This window comes from Entomobacter blattae (assembly GCF_014672835.1).
In the GTDB taxonomy this organism is placed as follows: domain Bacteria; phylum Pseudomonadota; class Alphaproteobacteria; order Acetobacterales; family Acetobacteraceae; genus Entomobacter; species Entomobacter blattae.
Map to the genome: position 1 here is coordinate 1,783,122 of NZ_CP060244.1, position 26,154 is coordinate 1,809,275.

At 38.9% G+C, this 26,154-nt stretch carries 26 protein-coding genes; 7 read left to right on the forward strand and 19 right to left on the reverse strand.

Annotation, left to right across the window (positions count from 1 at the left end; all coding sequences use genetic code 11):
- Positions 1-2 precede the first annotated feature (2 nt).
- Positions 3-536: a peptide deformylase gene (def, locus tag JGUZn3_RS07940; protein ID WP_203413021.1), complete on the reverse strand. Its 534-nt coding sequence runs from the start codon at positions 534-536 to the stop codon at positions 3-5.
- A 253-nt stretch (positions 537-789) separates the two neighbouring features.
- Here def and JGUZn3_RS07945 point away from each other — a divergent pair, with 253 nt between their 5' ends.
- Together JGUZn3_RS07945 and JGUZn3_RS07950 are read left to right on the forward strand one after the other, a co-directional pair.
- Positions 790-1,314 carry an Hsp20 family protein gene (locus tag JGUZn3_RS07945; RefSeq protein ID WP_203413022.1) on the forward strand — a complete coding sequence of 175 codons (525 nt, stop codon included), beginning with the start codon at positions 790-792 and terminating at the stop codon, positions 1,312-1,314.
- A gap of 52 nt (positions 1,315-1,366) precedes the next feature.
- On the forward strand, positions 1,367-1,630 hold the full coding sequence (locus JGUZn3_RS07950) for a DUF1150 family protein (protein ID WP_203413023.1): 264 nt from the start codon (positions 1,367-1,369) through the stop codon (positions 1,628-1,630).
- 108 nt (positions 1,631-1,738) lie between these two features.
- Here JGUZn3_RS07950 and hpf read toward each other — a convergent pair whose 3' ends face one another.
- The 7 genes from hpf to JGUZn3_RS07985 form a co-directional block, all read right to left on the reverse strand.
- Positions 1,739-2,356, reverse strand: a complete 618-nt coding sequence (hpf, locus tag JGUZn3_RS07955) for a ribosome hibernation-promoting factor, HPF/YfiA family (RefSeq protein ID WP_203413024.1) — start codon at positions 2,354-2,356, stop codon at positions 1,739-1,741.
- Between the two features lie 242 nt (positions 2,357-2,598).
- Entirely contained in the window at positions 2,599-3,369 is a 771-nt protein-coding gene (lptB, locus tag JGUZn3_RS07960; RefSeq protein ID WP_203413025.1) for an LPS export ABC transporter ATP-binding protein, read from the reverse strand.
- A gap of 21 nt (positions 3,370-3,390) precedes the next feature.
- Positions 3,391-4,353, reverse strand: a complete 963-nt coding sequence (locus tag JGUZn3_RS07965; RefSeq protein ID WP_203413026.1) for an LptA/OstA family protein — start codon at positions 4,351-4,353, stop codon at positions 3,391-3,393.
- Positions 4,337-5,134 (reverse strand): LPS export ABC transporter periplasmic protein LptC, encoded by a 798-nt coding sequence (gene lptC, locus JGUZn3_RS07970; protein WP_203413027.1) that lies wholly within the window; start codon positions 5,132-5,134, stop codon positions 4,337-4,339. Before lptC ends, JGUZn3_RS07965 begins: the two co-directional genes overlap by 17 nt.
- Positions 5,131-6,168, reverse strand: a complete 1,038-nt coding sequence (locus tag JGUZn3_RS07975; RefSeq protein ID WP_203413028.1) for a KpsF/GutQ family sugar-phosphate isomerase — start codon at positions 6,166-6,168, stop codon at positions 5,131-5,133. Before JGUZn3_RS07975 ends, lptC begins: the two co-directional genes overlap by 4 nt.
- Before the next feature lie 107 nt (positions 6,169-6,275).
- A complete protein-coding gene (locus tag JGUZn3_RS07980) occupies positions 6,276-6,914 on the reverse strand; it encodes a ribonuclease D (RefSeq protein WP_203413029.1) in 639 nt (212 codons plus the stop codon).
- Positions 6,915-8,259: 1,345 nt separating this feature from the next.
- Positions 8,260-9,669, reverse strand: coding sequence for a hypothetical protein (locus tag JGUZn3_RS07985; protein WP_203413030.1), 1,410 nt, complete (start codon positions 9,667-9,669; stop codon positions 8,260-8,262).
- Between the two features lie 1,794 nt (positions 9,670-11,463).
- Between JGUZn3_RS07985 and JGUZn3_RS07990 the strand changes: the two genes are divergently transcribed.
- The 3 genes from JGUZn3_RS07990 to JGUZn3_RS08000 all read left to right on the forward strand — a co-directional run bounded on the left by JGUZn3_RS07990 (position 11,464) and on the right by JGUZn3_RS08000 (position 14,356).
- On the forward strand, positions 11,464-13,599 hold the full coding sequence (locus JGUZn3_RS07990) for a TonB-dependent siderophore receptor (protein ID WP_203413031.1): 2,136 nt from the start codon (positions 11,464-11,466) through the stop codon (positions 13,597-13,599).
- A 176-nt stretch (positions 13,600-13,775) separates the two neighbouring features.
- Entirely contained in the window at positions 13,776-14,114 is a 339-nt protein-coding gene (locus JGUZn3_RS07995) for a hypothetical protein (protein WP_203413032.1), read from the forward strand.
- Positions 14,105-14,356 (forward strand): hypothetical protein, encoded by a 252-nt coding sequence (locus tag JGUZn3_RS08000; protein ID WP_203413033.1) that lies wholly within the window; start codon positions 14,105-14,107, stop codon positions 14,354-14,356. Before JGUZn3_RS07995 ends, JGUZn3_RS08000 begins: the two co-directional genes overlap by 10 nt.
- A 669-nt stretch (positions 14,357-15,025) precedes the next feature.
- Here JGUZn3_RS08000 and JGUZn3_RS08005 read toward each other — a convergent pair.
- The 8 genes from JGUZn3_RS08005 to JGUZn3_RS08040 all read right to left on the reverse strand — a co-directional run bounded on the left by JGUZn3_RS08005 (position 15,026) and on the right by JGUZn3_RS08040 (position 21,790).
- On the reverse strand, positions 15,026-16,681 hold the full coding sequence (locus tag JGUZn3_RS08005; protein WP_203413034.1) for a hypothetical protein: 1,656 nt from the start codon (positions 16,679-16,681) through the stop codon (positions 15,026-15,028).
- Complete coding sequence (locus tag JGUZn3_RS08010; protein ID WP_203413035.1) at positions 16,682-17,089, reverse strand: hypothetical protein; 408 nt, start codon at positions 17,087-17,089, stop codon at positions 16,682-16,684. It abuts the gene before it with no gap.
- Positions 17,090-17,099: 10 nt separating this feature from the next.
- Positions 17,100-17,876 (reverse strand): nitroreductase family protein, encoded by a 777-nt coding sequence (locus JGUZn3_RS08015; protein ID WP_203413036.1) that lies wholly within the window; start codon positions 17,874-17,876, stop codon positions 17,100-17,102.
- A gap of 137 nt (positions 17,877-18,013) precedes the next feature.
- The gene (locus JGUZn3_RS08020) at positions 18,014-19,375 is read right to left on the reverse strand and encodes a hypothetical protein (RefSeq protein ID WP_203413037.1); all 1,362 of its coding nucleotides are present in this window, start codon (positions 19,373-19,375) and stop codon (positions 18,014-18,016) included.
- Positions 19,376-19,414: 39 nt separating this feature from the next.
- Positions 19,415-19,987 carry a hypothetical protein gene (locus JGUZn3_RS08025; RefSeq protein ID WP_203413038.1) on the reverse strand — a complete coding sequence of 191 codons (573 nt, stop codon included), beginning with the start codon at positions 19,985-19,987 and terminating at the stop codon, positions 19,415-19,417.
- Positions 19,984-21,291 carry a YcaO-like family protein gene (locus JGUZn3_RS08030; protein WP_203413039.1) on the reverse strand — a complete coding sequence of 436 codons (1,308 nt, stop codon included), beginning with the start codon at positions 21,289-21,291 and terminating at the stop codon, positions 19,984-19,986. The genes JGUZn3_RS08025 and JGUZn3_RS08030 overlap by 4 nt, the downstream gene beginning before the upstream one ends.
- A complete protein-coding gene (locus tag JGUZn3_RS08035) occupies positions 21,281-21,514 on the reverse strand; it encodes a hypothetical protein (RefSeq protein WP_203413040.1) in 234 nt (77 codons plus the stop codon). Before JGUZn3_RS08035 ends, JGUZn3_RS08030 begins: the two co-directional genes overlap by 11 nt.
- 60 nt (positions 21,515-21,574) lie before the next feature.
- A complete protein-coding gene (locus JGUZn3_RS08040) occupies positions 21,575-21,790 on the reverse strand; it encodes a hypothetical protein (RefSeq protein WP_203413041.1) in 216 nt (71 codons plus the stop codon).
- 107 nt (positions 21,791-21,897) lie between these two features.
- Between JGUZn3_RS08040 and JGUZn3_RS08045 the strand changes: the two genes are divergently transcribed.
- Entirely contained in the window at positions 21,898-22,149 is a 252-nt protein-coding gene (locus JGUZn3_RS08045) for a hypothetical protein (protein WP_203413042.1), read from the forward strand.
- 1,193 nt (positions 22,150-23,342) lie between these two features.
- Positions 23,343-23,618, forward strand: coding sequence for a hypothetical protein (locus JGUZn3_RS08050; RefSeq protein ID WP_203413043.1), 276 nt, complete (start codon positions 23,343-23,345; stop codon positions 23,616-23,618).
- A 17-nt stretch (positions 23,619-23,635) separates the two neighbouring features.
- Here the strand turns inward: JGUZn3_RS08050 and JGUZn3_RS08055 are convergent, their stop codons facing one another.
- From JGUZn3_RS08055 to virB10, 3 genes are read right to left on the reverse strand one after another with little or no spacing between them, the layout of a single operon-like run.
- A complete protein-coding gene (locus tag JGUZn3_RS08055; RefSeq protein WP_203412722.1) occupies positions 23,636-24,304 on the reverse strand; it encodes a phospholipase D-like domain-containing protein in 669 nt (222 codons plus the stop codon).
- Positions 24,301-25,380 (reverse strand): ATPase, T2SS/T4P/T4SS family, encoded by a 1,080-nt coding sequence (locus JGUZn3_RS08060; RefSeq protein WP_203412723.1) that lies wholly within the window; start codon positions 25,378-25,380, stop codon positions 24,301-24,303. Before JGUZn3_RS08060 ends, JGUZn3_RS08055 begins: the two co-directional genes overlap by 4 nt.
- Positions 25,377-26,141: a type IV secretion system protein VirB10 gene (virB10, locus tag JGUZn3_RS08065; protein ID WP_203413044.1), complete on the reverse strand. Its 765-nt coding sequence runs from the start codon at positions 26,139-26,141 to the stop codon at positions 25,377-25,379. Before virB10 ends, JGUZn3_RS08060 begins: the two co-directional genes overlap by 4 nt.
- Between the last annotated feature and the right edge of the window lie 13 nt (positions 26,142-26,154).

Sequence of the window (26,154 nt, forward strand, 5' to 3'; positions counted from 1 at the left end):
GACTAAGCTGCTGAAGAGGAAAGAAGCTTTTTGCGTTTTTGCATTTTCTTCATGATCATATCGCGTTTCAGTTTAGAAATATGATCGATAAACAAGATCCCATCTAAATGGTCTAGCTCATGCTGAATACATGTGGCTAAAAGTCCATCGGCTTCTAATTCCTGAAGGTTAAACTTTTCATCCTGAAACCGTACCTTAATAGCAGCCGGACGTGTGACCTCCTCAAACTGGTCAGGAATGGAAAGACAGCCTTCACGATGACTATTAATTTCTTCAGAAAAAGAGATAATCTCAGGGTTGATAAATATACGTGGGTCTGCGGTATCGTCTCTCATGAGATCGATTACGAAAAATCGCAAGCTTATGCCCACCTGGGGAGCTGCCAGGCCAATGCCTTGTGCCTGGTACATGGAAGAAAACATGGAAGGGAGGATTTGACTGACAGTTTTATAATCTGCCTCTGTTATCCTTTCAGCCTTCTTCCGCAAAACAGGATGGGGAACAGTTAGAATCTGCAGTTGGTCTTGGTGAGTCATCGGTGTTTGCATTTCTGTCAGAAGATTAAGAACAGGTTCTTTGATCCTTATTTATATAGAGCGTTTTTTAGTGAATATCTAGATCGGTGTGAGAAGAGTAAAGGTTTTCTGGGTAGGATATGATAAAGTTTTTGAATATTTTGTACTTGTATGCAAAGCCTATATACCCATATTATGACAAGAGATTCATTGCTGTTAAAACAGGATGGATCGAAAATGATTGTCTCGCTCAATAGGGAGGAGGCGTACATATATGTCAGGACGATTGTTTACATCACCTTTATTTCTCGGCTTTGACCATTTGGAAGAAATGCTAGAGCGTGCAGAAAAAGTTACTTCCGATGGTTACCCGCCTTATAATATCGAGCAGCTAAGTTCAACGGCTCTTCGTATAACCCTTGCGATTGCAGGGTTCATGATGGAAGACCTTCAAATAACACAAGAAGATAATCAGCTTGTTATTCGTGGCCGACAGAATGAAGAGTCGCAAAATAGGGTTTTTTTGCATAGAGGGATAGCCGCAAGACAATTTCAAAAAGCTTTTGTTTTGGCAGAAGGCATTGAAATTAGTGGCGCTTGGATGGATAATGGCCTACTGCATATTGATATTATAAGACCGCAACCCGAGGTGCGGATTAAACGTATTAAGATAATGCAGGGAAAGCAACCGACCCGGTCAGTGAGCACCTCTCCGAAGATTGATGCTCAGATTTCAGAGGTTGAAGAGGTCATGCTGCCAAAGCATAGGGCCGTACGGGCTTTGGGCGATAGAGAATAGAGATGGTGTGTGTCCACTTATTGTTTCTGACATTCCATTAGGGGTAATTATAATGAAGAATTCAACGCCTGGTTATAAAAATAATGTCCAAAAAGGTGATCATTCCGTAGCCGTCGATATTCGTCACCTGACCGATAATCAGTTAAAATCTCTTGGTATGGCACAGATGGCGTATGTAAAATCTGTTGTTGTGGATGGAGAAGCTGCTTTTGCTATCCATGCGGCAGATGGCACACCCATGGCCTTAGCTGGTGATAAAGCCACAGCATTTGCAGCGATTATTCAACAGGAAATGCTCCCTACCCTTGTTCACTAAAAAATGAGTTCGTGGGAATCCGGGGGGATAAGAAAAAAGGGTGTAGAAAATTCTATGCCCTTTTTTGTATGCTTAAAAATTAGTCTGCTTAATTAAAGAGTGGTTTTCTTAACGTTTTTGGGCAGCGCTCGTATCGATCCAGCTAATATTGCCATCCATGCGCTTGTAGAGGATACTGATCTGATTATTGGCCTTATTTCTGAAAATAAGAAGGTTTTGGTCTGCCAGGTCAAAGCGCATCAGAGCTTCATCAATATTCAGTTGTACAATTTCTGTAGGGTACTCAGTAATAATTTGAGTGTGGGAATCTACTTGGTTTGTTGGCAGGTTGGCTTCATTGTCATTTTGTTGAGCATCGGCCTTATCAAGATCCTGCTTAAGAATATATTCTTTCGCCATCTCATTAATAGCATCGCTCATGGAAAGAGTACGCGCATGGTTGCTAATTCGTTTATGGTAACGCCTAAGCCGTTTAGCGATATGTTCTGCAGCATCATCGAAAGCAGCAATGGCATCAGTTCCTTCACCTTCGCCACGGAGAAGAAAACCATTCCCCACATAGACATTGATATCACAGGTAAAAAATGAACGTTCTTTGCTAAAAGTCACTTTAGCGTCTATGGCTTTATCAAAGTATTTTTCAATGATGGCGTCTAGATGGGTACTAACCTGGTTTTGTAGACTTTCTGAAAGGTCAATCTGTTTACCGGAAATCTGAAGTTTCATATGATCGTTTCCCCGCTACTATTTTGATAAGTAACGTAAAATATAAAGGTTTAAGAAAGTTTTCAAAAACATCTTATGACAATATCATAAAGAGAAACCCTGAAATAGGGATAAAAGTTCTTTTCTTTTGTGACGAAATTATGCCTAAAAAAACTCTAGCAAAATAATATCTGTTCGCCCACCCTAAAATAGGCAATAAGTTGAGACGAGAAGGAGAATTTATAGTAGAGTATAATGAGGGTTTATAGGGAAAAATTATCGCCTAGGTAAACACGCCTGACATCTTCGTTGGCGACAACTTCATCTGGCGTTCCTTCCATAAGCACCTGGCCGCTATGCATAATATAAGCCCGATCAATAATCTCTAGTGTTTCTCTAACGTTATGATCAGTAATGAGCACCCCGATGCCACGGTCTTTAAGGTGAGAGACCAGGTCACGGATTTCCCCTACAGCAATAGGGTCGATCCCTGCTAGGGGTTCATCAAGCAGAATATAATGGGGCTGGCTAGCCAAAGCCCGGGCGATTTCAAGCCGGCGTCTTTCCCCTCCCGATAAGGCAAGAGAGGGAGAGTGCCGGAGATGAGAGATGCCAAATTCGGCCAGAAGGCCATCAAGCATGATTTTGCGCTTTTCTAGAGAGGGCTCAATGACTTCCAAGGCAGCCATAATATTCTGCTCAACATTCAATCCCCGGAAGATGCTGGCTTCCTGCGGAAGATAACCAATGCCAAGTCGTGCTCTTCTATACATGGGCAGTAAGGTAATATCTGCCCCATTAAGGGTAATGTTGCCTGTATCCGGTTGTACAAGTCCTACAATCATATAGAAGCTTGTGGTTTTGCCAGCGCCATTTGGACCGAGCAACCCGACAGCTTCCCCCCTATGGACCCGTAGGGAAACATTTTGTACTACAGGCCGCTTTTTATAGGTTTTCCCAATATTTTGGGCAATCAGGCCTGTTTCGTTAAAAATTTCAGAAGGAGGAGGAAGCAGTTCAGACGATGCAGACATGGGGTGACTCTGGTTTGGGTGTTAATTCTTATTGGGAGCGGAAGGTGAGGTTTGGGGAGAAGTTTCATTCGGTACGACCAGCCCATGCACCCTATTGCCAGGGCTTTGGGTCATTGTTGCAATTCCAGTGTGCATATTGATAATAGCTTCAGCACCGTTTAGCTGGTTTGACCCGCGTGTGATAATCACGTTTCCTAGAATACGGGCGATGCCGGTATCGGGTACATAGACCCCTCTATCTCCTGTGATGGTTTCCAGCTGAGTTCTGACAACAACATGGCCAAAAGCATTGACCTTTTTTAGTTTTTGTCCTCCCCCTGAACCCTGGCTTTGGCTGGCTTTGGCGGGTTTTGGCTGGGTATTGTTTTGATCTGGGTCGCTGTACCCAACCAAGACATCGGCTTTGACTTGTTTACCTTCGTTAGTGGTTACAGTAGCGTCTCCTCTGCCAATGGAAATATGGGTTTGGGAATAATACTCCATGGAATCCCGGGCTGTGAGCACATCTTGTGGGGTGGTAAGCTTCATCGCTTTTCCTGTCATGACCAAAGCGGCTTGGTCAATATCATATAAGGCTCTGTCGCCCCAGGCCTGATCGGTATGGGTAAAAATATGAACATGGCCAATAGCTTCCAGTCTGTAAATTTCATTAGCACCCGTATCATCTGGGGTGGAGGACTTGCCCTGAGTGGTGGGCGTATCCTTTTTTTCTCCTGGCTTTGGGGCTTTTTTGCGGTAATAGGCAATAAGCTGGTCTGCCAGAACGGTAACATCTCCTCTTACGGCCTGTGCTTGGTTATAAGCTGTGACAGTTTGGGTATTTTGGTTCCAGTCAAACCCTCCTACAGCGGTTACGGTAATTTGTCCACCATGGGAAAGATCAATACCCTGAGCGTAGCTTTTTGAAGCATGAATGGGTAGGAAAACAAAAAAAGCGGCAACAACCCCCGAGAATATAGAGTGGTTTTTAGGGGGCTGCGGCATGGGGCAATCCTTCATCTTCAATAGGGTGTGCAATGGAAGGGGGGGGTGGGGCAATATGTTCATCATTCAAGATGAGTCGGGAGGGGCCCTTAAATTGCGAGAACCCCTCATGTTGAGCCATAAAATATCCCTGCGCATCCAAAATGCCAAAGGGGCCTTCGGCATGGACCCAGTTTTCTGATGTAACAATGTTACTCTTAAGAGCAATATCGGCACTGGGCCCTCTCATAATGACACCATCGTTTCTGTATAACATAACATCCTTATATAAATCCAGATATTGGGTTTGCTGGATGTAAACCCCATTATCAGCCCTAAGAAATAACCAGGTATTATCCGAACTAAAAGTATCAGCGGCAGGATTTGTCAGGAATATTTCATCCTCACTATTTTGTACAGCCTTATCAGCCGTAATCATGAAAGGCTTGGAGTGGGCATCAAGCCCACGATAGGTGGCTGAAAGCATGGTTCCACTTTCCACTTTTAAATGCTCAAGCTGGGCGATGGCGGCTTTATTGCTGTGGATAATGCGGTCTACCTCTGGCCATGCTGCAATAAGCCCCAACAGAATAAGGGCTGCAGCAGGCAGGATCCACTTAGCGAGGCGTAATAAGATCCTTCTTCGTTCCAGATCCTTATTTTTTATTTTCTGGCGGGAGGAAAGGCTGTTTTGTTCCAGCAAAAGTCTTTGGCGGATAATTTCTTCCTGTGTGCGGTTAAAATCTGCCCGTTGAGGGGGAAGAGACTTGTCAAAACGGGGGTCTTTTCTCTGGTCGGTCATGTTAAGCCTGCCCGCAACAGGTCATGAATATGGATAATTCCCATCGGTCTATGGTTTTGGTTAATAATAAATAAGCAGGTCACGGGTTTTGCTGGATCGTTCATAATTCTTAAAGCGTCTGCTGCTAGCATATCGGCGGTGATGGTAAGGGGGGCAACATTCATGACTGCTTCTGCTGTAAGGTTATGGAGGGTATTGGCGTGCGTATAGAGGACCCTTCTTAGGTCTCCATCTGTAATAATACCGACAAGCTTTCCATCATCGCTCACAACCCCCAGGCAGCCAAAAGCTTTTTGGGTTATTTCAAGAATGGCTTCATGCATAAGGGTTGAAGGAGAAACAAGGGGGAGTTCTTTGCCTGTGTGCATCAGATCTTTAACGAAAGCCAGCTTAGCTCCAAGGGTACCTCCAGGATGAAAAAGGCTGAAATCATGGGGGGTAAACCCCTTTTTTTGCAAGAGGACTACGGCTATGGCATCGCCGATGGCCAATTGCATGAGAGAGGTGGTTGTGGGGGCAAGGCCCATAGGGCAGGCCTCTTGAACTGTTGGTAATATCAGGGCGATATCACTTGCTTTTGCAAGGGTTGAATGGGCAGAAAAGGTAATACAGCATAACAGGATACCGATGCGTTTGGCATAGGTGATGATATGGCTGAGCTCTGCGGTTTCCCCAGAAGCGGAGATAGCAAGAATAGCATCTTCCTTTTGAACCATTCCGAGGTCCCCATGGGAGGCTTCCGAGGGGTGAATAAAAAGTGAAGGGGAGCCGGTTGAAGCGAGGGTAGCTTGTATTTTTTTGCCAATATGGCCGGATTTTCCAATGCCTGTAACGACAATTCTCCCCTTTAGGTCTGCTAAAGCCTGGATAAGGGTTTGAAATTGCTGCTGGGTTTCGCCCGTTTGGGATACCAATGAGGAAGGAGAGAATTTCTCCAAAAGGGTCTGCAACCCGGCTTGCTCCCTTTTTAGAAAGGCATAGGCCAGAGCAATATCTGTATCGCAGGTCTTTTCGGTCGATACGAGTGTAGTCATTGGCTATAAAACCCGTGATGAAAGCAGATGAAATGCAAAGCCTGGCAAACCCTTATGGTAAAATAACAGGAAGAAGGAGGTGATAATAGTGATTTATTTGAAAATAATTACCTATGAGAAAAAATATCGGGCTCTTCATACCCTAGTAGATCCAGTTTGGCCCGTGCCGGGATAAAAGCAAAACAATGCTCAGCCAAAGTAAGGCGGTTTTCCCGAATAAGCATTTTCTCAAGTTTTTCCCATAGGGTATGAAGATATAGCACATCGGCTGCTGCATAGTTTTTTTGTTCTTCAGAAAGGATTGCAGTGCCCCAGTCGGATGTTTGTTGTTGTTTGCTGAGCTCTATGGAGAGTAAATCACGGCACAAAGCAGCCAACCCGTGCCGGTCGGTATAGGTGCGGACAAGTTTGGAAGCAATTTTGGTGCATTTTACATTGGTTATGTCAATTCCTAGGGTATGCTGCAGAATGGCCACATCAAATCGTGCGAAATGCATGAGCTTTACAACGACGGGGTCTTCCAAAAGTCTTTTGAGATTAGGGCAGTCATAACCATTGCCACCAAGGGCACGGGGGATAATCTGAACGAGGTGGGCTTTCCCATCTCCAGCAGAAATCTGCACCAGGCAAAGCCTATCCCGATGTGGGTTAAGGCCCATAGTTTCTGTATCTATTGCAATGATATTCCCCAGATTGAGGTTATCAGGCAGATCGTTTTTGTAAAGATGGATTGAGGGGGGTATCATCAAAAATCTCACATATACATAATTGGTAATGGCAGCCACTTTTTGGATTATAGACTATAAAGTAAAGATACCATTTCGTATAACTTTATGAAAGAGAGAGATTTTGTTATCTGATACTGTTACTTGGCAGTGTTATCTAGCAATGTTACCTGGCAATGTGATCTGGCGGTGGTGGAGAGATCTTAAAAATAAAGATCAAAAGAAAAAACGTAATTTTGCCCAAAAAAGAACATTGTTATAATGTTACATCTATAAGCCTGAAAAGAAGTACGTAAAACAGGTAAATAAACAAACTAGTTAATAAGTAGAAAATACTTTAGCTCATATAAAAATTTTTATATGAGCTATTTGTTTAAATAAACCTCTTCTTTTTTTTCTGAATGTGGAGTAGGCGGATGGTGGAAAGAAGGTTCAGAAAAAATGCTGACAAAAGAAGGGGTCATATCGTAGTTTTTAAAGGTCTGGTTGTTTCCACTATCAAGGATATATATCAAGGGGAATAATTGTGTCATGGCTTGTGGAATCGTGTGGAGAAAACATCGTGGGATATTGGTTGATGTGAAGGCCATTTTCTGTTTTTTGCTAGATGGTGGGATCTAGTTCAGAAAAATTTTGTAAGATCATATTGTCGGTTCCTAAAACAACAGAGAAATTTTCAAGATTATAGGTGTTTTCCAGGTCAATAGTTGTCGTTTCTGTTCCGAGTTAAGTTGATGGGTTGGCAATGTTGCTCTGGAATATGGCATCTTCATTGCCTTGGTAGGAGGTGGTTTTTCCAGTAGATTCGGCCATGGCAGAGATATCATGTTACTCTTTGTAGAGGAGGAGGCCGTAGGATCAGCACTAGCCTGCTGGGTATTGTTGATCAAGAATTGCTTTTTCCACTATGTATTTTCCACTATTAACTATAATAGTGGCTCTATTTGTTAGGGTAATTTAACAAATTGTGAGGGGCGTTCAAAGCTTGTGCCGTTACAATTCCAAATTCTGTGTTGCCGGTAAGCGGTAGGGTACTCTGTATTGCTATGGTTAAGAACAAGGGTAGTATTTTGGCCCGTGAAGGAAATAATGCCGGTTTTCTGAAAGATGCTGGCATGGGCAGAAGCATTTTGGGTTATCTGGAAGAATAAGCCGTTATTTTTCCTCTAAAGCATTTAAGACGATGTTGATATTTTCTTCTGATCTTGGAACAAGAGCCAGCTCCTCTTTTATTACCTTATTTCATGACAAAAAATTTCTTTACGCTGTAAATGAAATTGACGACTTTACTAAAGAGGGTGATGGTTCTGTAACCTCTTTTTCTAAATAGAGCGTAAATATTATTTAACAGAAATATCTTAATAAACTAGATGAAGATCGATTGGGTGTGGGTATCTATGTGGGTTAGGGTCACAGTGTTTCCGGTATTCAGCGTATAAACTGTATTACCGGAATTCGTATATGAGGCCGAGAGAATATTTTGATCTGTTCCTAGAGAGATATGGTTGGTCGAGCCTGCAGTTTTAGGGAGAAAGTTTTCCAAAATGACATTTCCTGTTCCCACAATAATATTATAGAAACTGTCGGAATTTCCTTTAAACTGGCTTGTATCAATGAGTGCAGAGCCTTGCCCAAGAACAGCATTAAGCTGGCTGTTCAGGCCAGAAATGGTAGCATTTTCTATTCCCTGTTTATAGGTTACGTTTCCTTCCGTAGGGCCAAGACCATATATTTTCAAAGAGTTATCAGAAGGGGAGAGGCTGGAGGCTGAACTATCTTGAGAAGCCCCTGTGATGGAAAGGCTTCCGCGGCCATTAGTGACAATAACATTGGAGCCGCCTTGGTGAGTAATGTCTGCATAGCCATTTCCATTCCAGATGGTATCTTCACCAAGTAGTGTGGCAGAAAGATAAGTGTTTGAAAGGGCTGCATCGTTTAGAATAAGGTTTGTGTGGCTACCGCTGAAAGAGAGTGACCCTGTTTTTTGAAAAATTGCAGCTTCAACAGGGGCATTTTGTATGACTGTATAGCTGGTGTTACTGGTATTGAGGGTATCAAGGATAATATTGACTTTTCGCCCACTTAATTCGGCATCGGGAAATTGATCGATGTTGATCGTGCCGGTTGCTTTTCCGGCAGCAATGGTCGTTTGGTTTGAGTTAACAAGAGTTTGAAGGGAGGTTGATGAAAAACCAGGCTCAGATTCTATGGGATTGGGGGCTGTTCTATCTTGTAAGCTCATAGAAAGGGTTTTATCTCCAGCCCAGATCATGTTACCGCCATAATCCAGTATAAAGCTTGGAACAGAGTACGTTCCGTTGAGAACAAGAAGAGTATTTTGAAGCTCGTAACTTCTCGGAGCTGTATTGGTGTTATTGGCTGAAACCGTAACAAAGACAGTGTTCTTATCCTCTTCTGAATGGCCAAAAAATTTACCATTTTGCTCACCAGTCAGTACAAAAGAGAAATGACTTCCCGTTCCATAAGCATTCACCATATTGGTATTTGCTTGGGTAATATCGATAAGGGTTTGCCCGGATGATGGTGTTACTGAGTTGTAGAATGTCGGAATAAAATCCTCATGGGAGGGCGTAAACGCCAGTGAGCCTCCATTGATTGGTGAAAGAAGAATGTGGTAGTTTCTGGCAACATAGTCACTTCCCGTATCATCCAGAAAGCTTGTATCATAAAGGGTATCGCCTCCTTTATAGGTGGCAATATATATAATAGAAAGGCCAGAAATTCTGGTGTTATTATATGAGGTTAATGTTGCCATTTCTAAACCTTTCATAGGGATCATTGTAACGAATTGACAAAATAACTGACTGACAAGAACTTTAAAGAGTGGGTCATTTTTTGCTCTCAGATTATGGTATTACCTCTCTCAGATTAGGTATTACAGTATCTGGATTTTTATGGTGGTCGCTTCAGTTAATGACTTATTAATAATATAGGGTCTTTTTGCAAAATAATACAAATCTTTAAACAACAGGATAAGGCTTCTGTCCGTAAAGCTTTATCAACTCTGATTGATCATGCAGATTTTTCAGGCTGGAGCCATGCAGCGCTCGTGCGCTCTAAGGTCGATTTGGTTGATTGGGATGAATGACACCCGCACCTATACCCTCTCTGTGCGTGATCAGGGGATTAACCCTGTTGGTGGCAGGGCGTGCGCAGACGTCCACATTAAGCCTCGTTGTCAGTAGGGAAAGGAGCGTGAGCATTTCAGGGCACAGTCCTATTATGCACTTTCTGGCCTGTTTTATTGTCCCCACGAAACAGAGCAAGTGATAGCTCGGTGTAAGTGATAGCCTGGTGGAAGCCTCGTGAAGGGCAGGGGGATGTGGTGAGGAAGGCTGCCTGATTGATAAGGGCTTTCTCTGATAGGCTGTGTCACGATTGATCAGGACAGCCGGCCCTTTTGGCCAGCATGACAGAAGATAAAGAAAAAGCATGCTGCTCCTAAAGGGATCTCTGGTGCTGATATTGCCATATTGGCCTCCAGAAAATGGGGTTATACTACACAGCAGACATTGGAGACATCCAATGGCTCTATGGGAAGAAACTGATCACCTCCCCACGAACAGACTCCTCCTTTTTGCCCCAAAGCCAGTTTTCTGAAGCACCAGATTATATTAGCGTGCGTTTGTTCTAAGGGTGTGGGCTGCTTTTGTTATTCAATGGTCAGTTATACAGCCTACTGTAAGAACCAGAGATAATTTCGTGTCTTATGACTTAGATCGAGGTCTGTATGGTTTAGGGAAGGAAGGTTTGATATTATGGGAGATGACTATAAATTATTGATGGATTAAGAAATTTTAACCAAGTCGTAGCGAATACGGTTCCGGATTTCAGGAGTGATTGATTCTTTTCTACACTCGGTCATTTCTACGATCGGTAATATAGTACTAAGTGGCAGGCAGGTCTTCTTTTTATTGGTTTTCAAAGAGGAGATGGCGTTCAAAGAATAGGAAGTATCAAAGTCATTCTTGGTTCACCAGAAAATTCGTCAGAAATCGCATCCTTATCAAGGCGCTGAACGGCTTTGGCTATTTTGTATATGCAAATAAATTCGTAGGAGAGGTGCTCTGGTTTTGCACTGGTCGCTTCTGGAAGCACCATGAGATATTCTGAATATTTTTGTTTTACTATCTGAAAAATAAAGAAGAATTCAATTATCTCACTCAAGACGCAATAAGGTTTAAGTTAAAGTGTAGAAGGTACATTTTCTTGTATAAATTCTCTGTCAAAAGAAAACTTATTTTTCAATCATTCTTGTATTTTCTTATGTAAGGAATATAAGGCCATTATGGGACAGCAATACTAAAAAATAAAAAATCGTTTATCTCTAAAATTTACTTTTCTTGTTGGGGTTATGAGGAGGAATTTTTCTTCATCCGCCAAGGGTAAATGCTATTGTCCTAACGTTCCATTATAGAGTTTAACAATAATACCGACAACTAAAATATAATTTATATTATTTTTTTGTATGCATAGTTGATATTAATAATCATTATTAGTATTTCTTTTAATAGAAGTTAAAATTTTATTAAAAGTTTGGAGTGTCTCTGTGTTTACATCTCTTGTGAAAAAACAAAACATAGTATTGTATATTTCATTAATATGTATTAATTCGGAAGCATTCGCTGATAGCAGTAATCAAGTTGAAAATATTGTTGTTAAAAGTCATTTAAATAAATTTAATAAAAATTATTCAATATTTAAAGACATCAATACCACTGCTACAAAAACGGATACGGCTATTGATCAAACTCCACAAAGTATTACCGTTGTTTCTCAAGATAGGATAAATCTTTTAAACGCACGGAGTATAAATGAGGCTATTCGTTATATTGCAGGTGTAAGTGATTATGGTTCAAAGGATGATCCTCGAGGGTTTTTCGGCACGATACGGGGTTTTGAGCCAAGCATTTATCTTGATGGCATGAGAATTCCCAACGCTCCAGATGCTCAATCTTACAATATCGAACCATGGAATTTAGAGGAGATTGACGTTATTAAAGGTGCCAGTTCGCCACTTTATGGCTCTGGTCAGCTTGGGGGGATTATTAACACGGTCAGTAAAACACCTCATAAAAATATTCTGAATCAGCTTTTATTGCAAACTGGATCTTTTAATAGAGTTCAAGGACAAATTGATGTGGGGGGAGCTCTCAATGAAAAATTACTATGGCGTTTTGTTGGATTGCTTCGTCGGTCTGATACTTATGCCATTAATATAAAAAATAATGAAATATTCGTTGCTCCATCCTTTACATATCTTATTGATAAAAACACCAAGCTAACACTCTTGAGTCATTATGAGCAAAATGAGGGAGGATCGGCTACACAATTTTTACCGTTTTTTGGAACAAATACACCAAGTGTCGTTGGCAGGATAGCAAGAGATACCCTTTCAGGCGATAAAGATTATGATATTTATTCAAAGCGTCAGGTTTCTGTTGGGTATCTGTTTGAGCGTAGCTTGAACGATGAGTGGAAAATTGTTCAAAATTTCCGATTTTCCCATATAGATACCCTTTATCGTGCTGTAACACCGACTACTGCAATAGCAGCACTAACGCCTGCTTTCCTTAATGTTCAACGTCGTGCTTTATTACAAAGTGGAAATTATAATACCGTAACATTTGATACACGTACAACCTACAATATAAAATTGAACGATGTTGAAAACCTGGTGTTGATGGGACTTGATTTTAGAAGAGATTTTTCAGCGCAAAGGCGTGGAGAAGCTGCTGCTCCATCATTGGATTTTTTGCATCCTATATATAATCCAATTATTCGCTACCCACGATATGGATCAAATATTAGTACTAATCAGACTCAGGATCAAGCAGGCTTATATTTTCAGGATCAGTTAAGTTGGCGTAGTTTTCATGTATTATTAACAGGACGAGAAGATTTTTTTACAGGCAATATTACTGATAATAGAGATGCGGGCGAGGCGCACCAGAATGTAAAAAAGTTTACTGGTCGTGCCGGCCTGATTTATAATTCACCTATTGGATTATCTCCTTACGTTGTTTATGCAACATCTTTTATGCCACAATCAGGGGTAGATATTAACAGTCAACCCTTTGCTCCTCTGACTGGGGATGAAGTTGAAGTGGGCTTAAAGTATAAACCCGACGATCTCAATCTTTTAGTGACGTTGGCTGCTTATAATTTAAAAGAAAAAAATGTCTTGGGTCCCGATCCACAAAATGTTTCATCCCAAATTGCTATTGGAGAGGAACGTTCGCGGGGCGTTGAGCTTGAATTTCAGGGGAGCCTACCTTTTAATAGTAGAATTATTGGATCATTGACTTATCAGGAGCCAAGAATTACAAAAGTGACAACGCTTAAGCAGCAAGAAAATCTTGGCAATCGGCAAACAAGTATTCCAAATCGATTTGCCAATTTATTTGTGGAAAAACAGTTTGATCTTTCGACTGATCTTATCCTAAATCTTGGGGTAGGGGTCCGTTATCAAGGAAATACGCCCGCAGATTTGCCTAATAGGCATTTCGTTAATGCTTATACTGTCATGGATGTAATGGCGCGCCTTCGTTATAAACAATGGAATGTGCAAGTTAACGGTACCAACATGGCAAATGCCAAATTTGTAGCAGAATGTAAAAGATTAACAAACTGTGCCTACGCTCCAGGAAGAGCTGTCTATGCAACAATGGGTGTGAGCTTTTGAAGCCAGTTCCTGTACCTGATACATGTGTCTGATAAAAGGAATATTAATGACCTTACAAGATTACGGTAAGGTCTTTTGCCTCGAACTGCCCTAATAGTGAAGGGGACTAAAATTTGATAGAAGCGGATATTAAGGCAGGGTATTTGAAAGCTGATCGGCTAAAATAAGGGGTAAAAATGCGGAAAAACCATTTTGGAGCACTTGTTCTTTGGGCATCTTTTAGCCTTTTAGTGTTTCCCCGTACAGGGTTTGGGGCGGGTCCATCAAGCCTCCTCTGTTCTACAGGTCAGCCCTGTGAAGAAAAGAAGATTGAGACTCTTGATTGGATAAAAAAAGCAAATGCCTTTTTTGGTAAGCAGGCCCGGCACCGTTACAGCTACCTTTATGAGAATGGCACGTTGATTGACCAGCTCATACAGGTCTTTACAATATCGGTAAATGATAAAGCACAAAAAAAGAGGAGTTTTACTATGAAAATGGATACAGACGCCACTCAGCTCAAGAAATGGGGGTAGTAGCCTTTACGGAGAAGGGAAAGATGGTGGGGGCTGGTATCCTCTACTATCCCTGCGCCATTCCAAATTATAAGGGGAATTGCACTGTCAACGCACGTCTGGTTGTTTACGTCAAGGACATTCCAAAGAAAGACGAGATTGTGACCAATATGAAAGCGTGGGTTAATGGGATTATGAAACTGGAAAGTTTTAAAAGTGATCATATCCATCTTGAAAAGGTTGATGTGACAACACTTCCATAGCGGTAGTAGGGATGGTTGAGCATTATTCTGAAGGAATGGAGAAGTTTTTTGTATAAGAATTGCTCAGCGCCCGCCTAGGGTAGATGAGGGTAAATCTCTTTTATTTCTAAAAATGAAAAGATTAAGCTTTCTCCAAGCAAACGGCTTGGGTTGCATGCCATGAAAATGAGCGGGATATTATCAAAGGGGTATTTTTCTATGGAAGTCCTGCAGGAAAGGAAGCCTGCGGGACAAGCATGAGAGAATGCGAAAAGATTAATCGTGGGAAGAAGAAAGTTTTCTTTTTCGGGATATGTAGGTGGTCTGTCTCGTATGCTCATACATCTATCTACCCGCTGTAGATAAGGTGATACCCTAGGTATGGTTGGTCACTATCGCGAAATATCCAATTCTTGAACCACCAGCAAAGAGGTCTATGACGTTGGCATCTCACGAGTAAGGCACAAGGCTAGCATTTACACCAACGACTGTCAAAAATTTCCCGAAGCCATCGCCAAACCAACCACCAAAACCGCAGTATTGGAGCTAAAGAGAGACACATGGGGAAAGGAAAAGAGACAAAATTTTATGGGAAAAATAAGCTAATAACAAAATAAAAAAGACTAAGTAGAGGGTTGTTTGAAAACGTTACGCGTTCTTAACTCTATAAAATTCTGTAGATGTAAAATTTTATAAAAAATCTGTATTTTTAGTAAGCCTATTTACCCCTTTTGATAAAATATTGATCATAGAAGTTAATACTATTATGTTTTTATCAAGGAGTGTATTTTTCATATTTGAAATTTTTTTAATTAGGTCATTTATTTTTTTTATTCTGTTCTTATTAGAATCGTTTTTTATAATAAAATTTCCATTAGAAATATCATAGTAAATATTTAATTCATCTGTTTTGTATAAATATGCTCTTCCGTTTGATTTGCAAAAAATACATTGAATTAGGTTATTATAATAATTTATATGTTTTCTTATATCTTTTATACTAAAAGCAAAGTTAGTAAATTTATTTTTTACTGCAGAATTTGTAAATTCACTGAGAGTATAGTATTTTATATAATATTTAATATATAGATAAACTGCAATATCTGTGTTATTAGAGGTATATCCCTTTAGTAATTGATGTTTTTGCTCTAGAAAAAATTTTTTTGCATTTATTGCCAACTGATCATTTTGATCAGGAAAAAATAATGTGTTAATAAAGTTAGTGTTTTTATGAATGCTGAACTCCTCGTCAGTCGTATATCTGTGGTTTGCAAACATTTCTCTTTCTATAAATTTTAAAAAATACGTAAAATTACAACTCATTATACATTGATGTGGGATGTCCCATATATCTATCAAAGCTTTTGGCCATATTTGTTCGTATAATTCAGAATATGTATGATGAATTGAGTGTTCAACAGGAGCATGATAGTTGAATTTTTTATAATTATAAGTCATTTCATGAGCAATTTGGCTTGGGTAGAAAGCTTCATCAAAAAAAGAGAGAGATTCTGGAGCTTCTTTTTTATTTCCGTTTACTTGCACAATACCAGTATGGGATAGATCAAGCCATTGCCCATCAAGAGAGATATTGGCAGGGGCAATTGTTCCATGCATGAGGTTAGATAGTTTAGAGTATACAAACTGAGTAGCAGAGTTTCTTAAGAATGTTTTTAGTATGTTGTTGTATTGTTTTGTTTCAAATAATTTTTTGTTACTATATCGACACCGTTCAGTATTTGTTGCTAACAAAGGGCGCCTAAATAAGTTAGGAAGATATTTGTAACTGGGGATAAAATGTGCTGGGCGTACAGTTTGATCGCGGATAAGAATAGCGCCGATACCGTCTTTTCTGTAAAAAAAATCGCTTGTCTTGCTTTTGTTAAAATGGAAATGTATTCCTGTTGATATTATTCCATAATGCTTTACTGAACCAAAAGGTAATAAATGGTCGACTAGTTTAGAAAAAACGATTTCAGTTGCAGCATCTTGTAGTAAAAGTTCACCAAGGCTATAGGCTGCATAGTCGGACGAGTTTTTTAGTAATGCGTTTTTACCGATGCCCTTTAATTGGTATTCAAGAAAATTAGCGGTTCTAACTCCTCCTCCATTTCCACGTGTACCATATCCTCCATAATATTCCATCTGTATAATTGTATGTTTGGAAAAATCAAAATGAGACGGTAAAAAAAATTGATTGTCAGGAATGGCAAAGGCTAGATCATTTGAATAAAGGCCTTTGTCAGATAGTTGGTAATTAAGTGTATCTGATATCCAAATTGGTTCTGTTCTTTTAAGTTTATAGGCAGTTGTAGGGCTGGTATAGATACAACGTAGAAGAGTCATTTAACTACCATTCTTAAAACAGTTTTTATTAGGAATAAATATTTTTGAAGAAGAAATGTTTTTAACTGTTTGAAGAATTTTACTTGTAAACTGTTTCCTATAACGTTGTAAGATGAATAGGTCTACTAAAGTTGGTATGTTTCCCTCATTCCATTCATAGTTATATATAGGCCATGTTTCAAAGTGTTTTAAAATAAGAATAGATTCTTTATTGAACATGCCCCAGCAAAGATATCCTATACTATTTTGAACTTGGTTTTTAATTATGGTTGCTTGTAAAAAAGAACATGAATACCAAATACGTCTTATTCTCACTTCAGATAAAAAATCATCTGAGAATGTGTGAAGGTGCATAATTTTCCCAAATAACATCATTTCTTTAGAATCTGGAGAATGATCTGTTACCATTTTGAATGACTTAAAGAACTTCTTCACCAAAAGCAAAAGCTATACCTACGGTGTTAGAATACCCATCTATACCATAAGGTAACAAGATGCTTTCTGAAAACCCACCACATGGGCATCCAACTAGGTTGTGTGCTAGGCAGCTTAACCAAAGATCAATGACTTTTTCACCAGATTTCATCATTGCAATTCGATAACCTATGGCACCATGTTGATAGAGATATTTTTCTAAGTTAATAATAATAAAAACAATACAGGCGGCTTGTGATAAATTTTTTTGTATCAAAATAGTACTTGCTATTTTTTCTTCTATAATGTCACTCGAAAGGATATCACCATTACTAGCTATAGTGTAAATGGCTCTCTGTTGTGCATTTTTTTTATGCAATAGAATGTATTTTATGTCTAAGTTTGAATTTAATGGTGATATAGAAAGTGTACTTTTTATTATATCAATTGCTAAAGAAATGTTTAGATCAGGAGATAAGTTTCTAATAGCCTCTCTTTGGCATAAGATCTCATAGAGTGCCTGAGGAGAGTCTATATTTAATGAGTGTAGAGCGAGGGCAGGGGCTTTAGGTAAATAGTTTTTTATAGAATTTGTTAAAGCACTAATGCTTGGCGACTCATCATTAGCATTACTTGAATAAGGGTAGAGAGATTGATAAATCTGAATTGTTTGACTGACATAGACTAGATCATTACCGTTTACAAACAGATTTTTTTTAATATTTTCCTCATTATTTAAAAAGCTTACTTTACAATGAAATCCATGAAGAAAAACAGACATTTTAACAAATTCTGCTAAAATTCCTGCATCAAGGAGAGAGATACGAAAAGATAAATCGTAATACTTACTTTTTAAATTTTTGATGTTGCTTAATAATATAAAGCTAACACCGTATTTTAAGCCTGAATTTAAATATTTTACGTCAGGGCATGAATTTCATTAATGAAAATAAAGCTATTAGTATATGGGTTATATTGAAAAAAAACCTCTGTAGAAGACTCTTGATCATATGCTGAAATAAATAATAAAGCAGATTTAATATTCCCTCCAGATGGGCACAAACTACGATCAGTGTTTTTATTGATACTGTAAATTGTTTTGCAAATTGGTAATATGTGCTTAACCAGCCACTCCAATAATAGAAAATTTGTTTCTTTTTTATGTATTTTCGGGAATAATGGAATGTTGGTTGAGGCTAATTTCTTATTATTTGGATAATAATGCATTTCATAACCAACAATGGGTCGATACGGAGGCGGTAGGCGCTGGGTCGTCACATGGAGGTTAAAAATTTTATTTATTTCATCAATACCGAGTAATTCGTTTTTTAACCAATTAAAGTTGGATGTCCAATAATGTGTGTGAGGAATTTTTAATTGAGCAGTATTAAAAAATGCTGTTGGCTTATCAATTTTTATACAGGTGGAGATAGGAACATTTTCCATATTTAAAGAAAAAAACGATACGATGATGGATTCAATAATTTGAGATGAAATATCTAATGGGTCTTGGATAAAGGGCGTTAATTCCTCGTGAGGATTATTTAGAAAATCACTAAAGCAACCAGGTGTTACACCGAAACCTGGCAGTACGAGGGGGCCTATCAATACTTTCTTTTCAGTAGATGTTATAAAGAACAGTGGTTTCTTTTTTGTCTGAAGAATGAGTCTAGCTGCTTCAGTAAGTTTTACGTTTTTTTCTTCATAATTAAGAATAATGTATATATCACAGGGGGAATCTTTGTGAATGTTTTCTATTGTATTAATATTTTTTGCTAAAAGAGAAAAATCTTCGAAAATATTTTGGCAGTCATTAATGACACCAATTTTTTTTTGAGTTAGCTCAGTATATAATCTATTCCTCGACAGAGCTAAACCATTTTTTGAAGAGAGATAACCAAAATAACTGGATAAGAATTCATCATATTCAAGTGTTAAATCATTACCAGTGTCATTTCCACTTTCTAGAAGATTTTTTGAATATAAAAAGGAAATCATACCCCAAATAGCCATTTTGTTAATGTTTGGGTTATCATTAATTAGTGCATTTATACTTTTTTGTCCATCTAACAGTTTTACAATAGGCGTTATCCGTTGAAAAATATTTTTACCATGCATGACTATAAAAGAGTTGTCTGTAACTAACAATACAGTGCTATCATCAACTTCGTATATCTTTAGTTCTAGTGAAACCTTTGGGTAGTCTGGTAGTCGTTGAAACAGTTCGGAGTCGAACAAATAAGGACCAACAGCTTCATTAAAAGATACACTACTCTTCATACGATATTTACCTTAATTTTTATTTGTTTAAATACTTAATCATGTTAATATACTAGAGAAATCTTGGTAAACGCCATCACTGCTATTTCTACATTGACATTTGTGCAGAGGATTAAAATTTAGACTTGTATAATTTAAAGAGAATAAATTGATTAATTGCGTGGTTTTATTGGAATGCTCTCGGTGCAAAATTTTTTGACTTAGAATTTTGGCTGCTAAGTTGCTGTGGGTCTCTAAAAATGATTTGAAAACAACCTGTTCTTGCTGAAATTGGTTTATTTTTGATAGGTTTTCGTTCAAACTTTGTCTAGCAAAATGCGCTATAAGTCTCTGATAAAAACATTGAATACAATTCAAATTTGCAGAAGAATCAAATCCTGGACTGATTGCTAAGGAACCCATCTCTAAAAAAACGGCGTAAACGGATTGGTAAGGCGTAAATTCTATTGTATTGATGTTTTTTAAGAAAAGAGTTTTATTCATTAAAGAACTAATAACTATAAGAGAGCTTGAGGTTATATCAAGGTCATACTTGCTTAGTAATTTATCAATTTTATGCTTTGTTTTAAAAGCAAAATAATCATCTTTATTGTAATAATAATTAAGTATCATGCGAAAGGCTGTGGAAAAGGGTTGACGTCTTCTTCACAAAAAGAACTTTTATGATATGAGTTTGCAACATTGTATAAGCGTTGGCTTCCTAGATACCTGGCCTTCATGACACTAGAGAAAGGCATTAACTCCGGAATAATTGCGCGAATAACATAAACTCCGAAATCACGAATGTCATCAGTGGTAAGATCTCTAAGATATATATCAAGACCTTTACTAATGAGATGATCTATAAGTTCTTTGGTTGTTTGGAATTTGATTCTATGTTTATTTATATCGGAATAGGTGATTTTATCGTTAGAATTGAGCAGAAAATCAAAAGCAAAGTTATAGATAGATTGCCCCGTATATAGGGCACCATCATGAATTTTAATGCAATCGTAAGGTGTTTTAGCAACTATATCGTTTTGAGTAATCATGTTTTCTAAAGCGATTTCCACACAGAATACTTCTGAAATTGCTTTTAGAATACCTTGGTTAATATCTGAGTTTGTTGAGCAACCAACAATAGTACCCAACTGGAAATGATCTGGGTTACGTTTAACCGCATAAAATGTTGGTATAGAGAATTCTCCCAGGTTAACAAAAACTGTAATAGGTCTACCAATTTGATAACTGTTTTCTATTATCTCTATAACATCACGACTTAAATCAGAAGAAAGCTCTAATTTTGGTAGGGCGATATTAGCCAACCAAACGGTAGAGATCACATCCCTTTCAATAATTTCTAGTATTGCTCTTTGAATTGCTTCATCGCGACTAAAATGAGCTGCTACGCCAGTTGAAATAGGAAGACAAAACTTCTCATTCTCAAACCTATTCTGTAAAAAATAAGCCATTACTAAAGGAAGAAATACCCGTTTTTTAGATCTGCAGGAGTACCCTAGTACCCATCTTATTTCTTCGTTCTCTTGATATTGTCCTGTAATGTTTGAATAATTGGTAAGTTCATTCTGTGAAAATAACGGGATATTGTCCATTGACATATGATTATTGAGATTTTTCCCAGAAGAAAAAATAATATCTTTAGGGTCGAGAACAGTACTTGAGTAACGCTCCAATCCCTCCATACAAGCTTTTAATAAAGCTTTTTTTGGGTCTTTAGATACCCCAGTTCCTGAAAGTTCACTGTTGTTATCTACAAATACATATGAACCGTTATGTTGCCCATTTTGGGTTACATAAGTTTGATTAATATTACCAATATCTCCAGAAAAAAAATCTGGATAAAGTTGCTCACCCAAAATTAAAGGGGGTGCTAAGTAGTCCTGTGTAATTCTTTTAATAAACTTATCAGGATTCATTAGGGTCTCTTTTATAACTGGTGCTCTTTATACCACCAGTACATCCAAATGTTCCAGCAGTTCCAGCTGTTCCAAATGTTCCACCTACACTGCCTACTGACCCGAAAGATCCGCAGGTGCCAAAACAAGAGAAACTTTTTTTTCTATTTGTGGTGCTTTCAGATGACTCAGAAATCTGTATGTCAGATAAATCATCATTTTGTAGAGAATTTTTCTTATCCAAGATGCCAACCTTATATTTATGTTGCAAATATAGATTTATTTATCTTCTAGATTGAAACTCCTAAGAGGAACACCCCATACACATACTAGAGGATCCACTGCCGAAAGTTCCAACGGTCCCAACGGTTCCAGCAGTTCCTGCGGTTCCTACAGAACCGAAACAACTAGTTTCCCCACCAGAAACTTGATTTAATAGAAAATCGATATCCATATCTTTGAAATACTCTTCAAATGTTTGTAGATCACTTGATTTTTGTATTGGTTTGGTTTTATTCATTTAGCCTCACTATCGTTTTTAATAACCATTATCATTTACAAACACTATTTCATAAAAGTTAGAATACGCAAGCAGTAATATGATAAATAAATTGTTACATATAAGTTATGTTCATCAATAATTCTAAAAAATCTTTTTTTGTTAATTTTTTAGATTGGATAGAAGAGTTGTGGTTTCTTTATCCGGTTATGATTGGTGTAATAGGGGGGTTATTAAATGCTGTACAGCAAAGTCAGAAAATTTTGTTTTTTTCAGTTAAACAAGACTTAAATGTATCTAGTATAGATATGGCTGTATTATTTGGTGTTCCCAATTTATGTTTTGGCAGCATATCAGCTTTAATATTGGCTTTTTTATAAAAGATAAGGTATGGTATAACATAAATACAATTTCTTATTTTTGTTGTTTCTTTATTCTATTATTGTCATTTAGTAGGAATTTTTATTGGTTTTTTGTTGCCAATTATTTTTATGGTACTTGTGAATTTTTGTTGATACCATTATTATTTTCCTCTACAGCAGAAAAAATCTCCTTACAAAAAATTTTCTTTGCTGATTTGATATTGGGAATAAGTATAGTTTTAATAACTTGGTTTTTTTAAAGTATTTAAATATTTTATATATTTATTATTACGATAATTTAGATATTTTTAGATAGAGGTTTTACTTAAGAGTAATTTCTTTTTCTTGTTTCTTATTTATGATTATTTTTAATATTTTCTTTTTTAACAGAAAAATAGTAAAAGATAATAAATCTATCTATATAGGAGAAAAAAAACACATTAAGAAATATAATAGTATATTTCTGGTTGTTTTGTTCTTTTTTGTCTCACTGTCTGGTCAGGTAATGAGTGAGTGTATATCAATTATTATTATTAATAATAATAAAAATAATAATATTGAAAATATTTTTTTATTCTCATATATTTTTTGTTACTTATTGAATTTTATTTTAATTTCCTTAGAAAGGAGATTTTTTAAAATAAAAATTACTACATTAACATTTTTCTGTTTTTTTATTTTGTATTTTTACATTGTTTTTTGTATTGTATTATATCCTTTTAACAAGTTTAATATGGTATATTTATTTTTTTCTTCTATTTTATCATCTTATATTGTAAATAATTTAATTAGATATAATATTCAAGTGAAATATACTATAGATACACAAAAATTTTTATTTTCATTATACTCCACATCAATGACACTATCCTTGTCTGTATCGTTATATTTTCCTTTGTTTATATCAAAATATTTTGATATAAGTTTGATGTGTGTAAGTTTATTTATCTCTGTTTTAAGTCTTTTTATTTTCTTATTTTTATTTAAACGTTTATTTTATAGTAAATTAATTAAATAAGATTTTATTTATGAGATTTCTTTCTTTTGAGATTTTATTAATTGGCGAAGAATTTGTGCTTCTGGATTGAAAACGCCCGTCTGTTTAATACAGTCTATTTTACGGAATACTCACAAGACAAAACATTAAAAGCCTCTTATGTTGGAACAGAGAAATTTCTTTTCCTTCAGATATCATATTTACCGGTATTGTTGTGCAAGATGTTGATACTGAAACCTTGGGCTATAAGGAAGAGAGTTTTTTCCGATATATAAATAGTGAAATTGTAGCGCTTTTCTATCGGGGGTATCCTTCTAAAGGTAAGTTAAAGAGGATATCCAATACAGAACTTCATATTACTTTATCTTGTACAAGTCTAGTGATGCTTGCGAATTCATATGGAAATATTAAAATAAAATATTTTTTTCCAAAGAATTGTCCAGAAAAAGAAGATAATCCTGATGATGTAGTCGTATATTGCCTATCGTAAAGTAAAAAACCGGGTATCTAGATAATTTGTTGGTGTAATATTCTCATCAATAATTTTCCCCCTATTCCATCTATTTTGCCAGTGAGTGAGGTAGTTTTTTGCGAGTTGTGGGGAATGGGAGATGACGAGGGCGTTCTCGCTGTTACGCCTTTCGGCAGACTGTGTGTAGTTGAAGGGGTAGTTTCTACGGTTTCTTCATCAGCGATGATGACCTTGTCGTGCTGGATGGCAAAATCGCTATCCGTGCGGATGAGAATGCCTGCTTCTTTGAGTGCGGTAAGGGCTTTGGTACTGTAGCGATCCCTGTTGCCCTTTTCGTCAACCACCATCCTGACATCCACTCCGCACGCTTTGGCATTGATCAGGGCCGTGGTGATGTTGGGTGCGGTAAAGGAATAGGCCATAATCCGCAACGAGGACTGGGCATTGTTGATGACAGAAAGTACGAGTGCTTCAGCGCTGCCTTCGGGTGAGAAGCCCGCCTGTAGGGTAGGCGCAGGAAGGACAGGGGAGTTTGCAGATGAAGGGGGATGAGGAGAGGGGGAGGCAGCCTGATCCTGCACAAGGGTAATGGGGGCAGGAGTGGTTTCAAAAGCCTGTTTGAGTCTTGGCCAATAAGGGTAAAGGCTTAAAATAATGATAAAAGCTGACAATACTCCATAAACTGTATTCCTGTTCCAGTTCATGACGTTATGCCCCTCTTGCCTTTGGGGTCATAGAGAATTTTTTTGACTTCCCAGTTTTTCATGAAGACAACCACATCAAGGGTCTGCTCTATCTTCCTGCGAATGGTCTCAAATTCCATACCCTGGCCCACCGCACTCTGCTTGACGAGATCAGCAATACGGGAGGAGGTTGTGAGCGCACTGTCGGCATGGGTGGAGAAGATACCCCCTGGATGACCCGTATTAGCCCCGGCCAGATAATCCCATGCCGCTTCATCGCGCAGCTCGGCCATGATGATCCGATCGGGTGTCAGTCTTGTGCAGGCACGCAGGGCTTCACTAACGGTAATCCGACCCACGTCACCCTTTTGCTCATACATCAGGAAGCCTGCTTCTCCCGCATTGGGGGCGGTGATCTCATGAATATCTTCGAGGATGATAAGACGCTCATGGGAAGGGACTTCCAAAAGCAGGGAACGGGTGAGGGTGGACTTGCCAGAGCCGGTGGACCCGGCGACTGCAATATTCTGGTGGTTTTGAACGGCTAGGGTAAAGAAGGTTGGCAAATCCCCTTTATCAAGCAGTTTAAGCATCTCCATTTCAAAGGGGAAAAGCTCGCCTTTCTGGTTTTGCCTTTTGTGGCTGAAGCCTGCAAAGCGCTTTTCCTGTTCAAGCTGGGCCAGAGTTTTGGTCACGGGCAAATGCTTGCGAAAGGAGAGAAGCACAGTGCCCGGTAGCGTTGCCGGAGGCCAGCAGATGATCCCTCGGGTGCCGTCAGGCAACAGCACATCATTAATGGGCTTTCTGCCCTTGCCATTAAAGGCGAGCAGGGCGTTGGTCAAAGTGTGCAGCATGGGTTCTGTTATGGCAGGATCAGGAAAGAATGTCTTGCCTGTGGTGGTGTCACAGACCACTTCGCCAAAACGGTTGATCCTGATCTCAAAGATGTCTGGATCACCAAGATAGCGATCCAGAGGGGAGAGCACCTGTCTTGCAGCATAATCGCGCCGTGGTGTTGGGTTTGGGCTAGGAGTAGGGGATTGGCCCTGACGTAGCTCTTGACTGTGATCCTGACTCGGACTTAGGTTCTGGCTCATGGGGCACTTCCATAAGCCAGTGAGTAAACCGATGAGAAGTCGAGGTCACGGGCAACATAGATGGAGACCACATCACCTTGCTGGTCATAAAGGGTGGGGGGAATATTGACCGTGTTCTGCAACACAGTATTGCCCATCTGGCTGGTCTGTTGCTGGGTATTGGAGGTGGAGATATTGGCCGTGTTGTGTTTTTGCGTGAGATTTGACAGCGTGCCAATAGTAGACTGGCTTAGGTCAGAGAACAGGCTGATCATCATTGCATCGCCAAAGCGGTCGAAGAAGTGGGTATCGACCTGCCCCTCAATACCAGCACTGCCAAGCCGGTTGGTGCCGGGGCTGTCAAGATTGACCACCACACCATCAGGGTTGCGCAGGCGTGTCCACAAGACAAAGATACGTTCCTGTCCGTGGGAGAGACCAGAAGAGACCTCCCCATCCACCACAGCCCCTTTGTCAATCAGACGCACTGTGCCATCAGCTGAAAACACATCCCGGCTGACCCGGCACGAGACCAGCCCTGCCACAGTGGTATCGAGCTCTGTTAATGTCCCACAGGTGATCATTGTTCCCTTGGGCACCATGAAGCGGGGATGGGCCATGACGGAAGCAGGAGCTGGAGCTCTGTGATCGCCTGAAAGTCTTCTGCTCAAGGCAGAACTTTCTTCAGACTTGCGTTCAGGCATCGGTTTTTTCTCGGCACTTCCTGTATCAATGCCAGAGCCCATGGAGCCCCCAAACCCACTTTCCAGCCTGCGCTGCAAGGCCAGCTCTTCA